Origin of the sequence: Capnocytophaga sp. oral taxon 329 str. F0087, from assembly GCF_000213295.2 — a bacterium.
Lineage (GTDB): Bacteria > Bacteroidota > Bacteroidia > Flavobacteriales > Flavobacteriaceae > Capnocytophaga > Capnocytophaga leadbetteri_A.
On the sequence record NZ_KN390089.1, the window covers coordinates 1 to 886 of the forward strand.

Annotated in this window: 1 pseudogene; it reads right to left on the reverse strand. The window is 43.6% G+C overall.

Annotation, left to right across the window (positions count from 1 at the left end):
* Positions 1–886: pseudogene (locus HMPREF9074_RS11440) on the reverse strand (hypothetical protein); the annotation flags it as partial.

Consider the following 886-nt stretch of genomic DNA (forward strand, 5'->3'; position numbering starts at 1 on the left):
TTATCGTTACTGAGTTAGTATTCGTTACTACATTACCGTTGAGTCTTACTCCAGTAAGTACACTGCTGGTAGTACCACCTGTTATACCATTAGGTACAGTAAGTGGCGTTACTGGTGTTACTGTCAAGCTACCAGTACCGATTACCAAGGTACTTGTTACTGTCTGGCAATTAGTTGGATTAAGCTTTTCGCATACTTTGTAAGTAACAAGAGTGCTAGTAGCAGGAGTACCTGCTGGTACCACGATACGTCCTTGAGTATCGGTAGTTACCCCTGCTGGCAAACCGCTAAAAGTTATCGTTACTGAGTTAGTATTGGTTACTACATTACCATTGAGTCTTACTCCGGTAAGTACACTGCTAGTTGTGCCGCCGCTTATACCATTAGGTACAGTAAGTGGCGTTACTGGCGTTACTGTCAAGCTGCCTGTTCCTATTACTAATGTACTAGTTACTGTCTGACAATTGGTTGGGTTAAGTTTCTCACATACTTTGTAAGTAACAAGAGTGCTAGTAGCTGGAGTGCCTGCTGGTACCACGATACGTCCTTGAGTATCGGTAGTTACTCCTGCTGGCAGACCGCTAAAGCTTATCGTTACTGAATTAGTATTGGTTACTACATTACCATTGAGTCTTACTCCAGTAAGTACACTGCTGGTAGTTCCGCCACTTATACCATTAGGAACGGTAAGTGGCGTTACTGGTGTTACTGTTAAGCTACCGGTACCGATTACCAAAGTACTTGTTACGATTTGGCAGTTTGTTGGGTTCAGCTTTTCGCATACTCTATAAGTAATCGTATGAGTACCTGCTGGAGTGCCCGCTGGTATTACAAGCTGACCGTTAGTATTAGAGGTTACCCCTGTTGGCAAGCCGCTAAAGCTGAT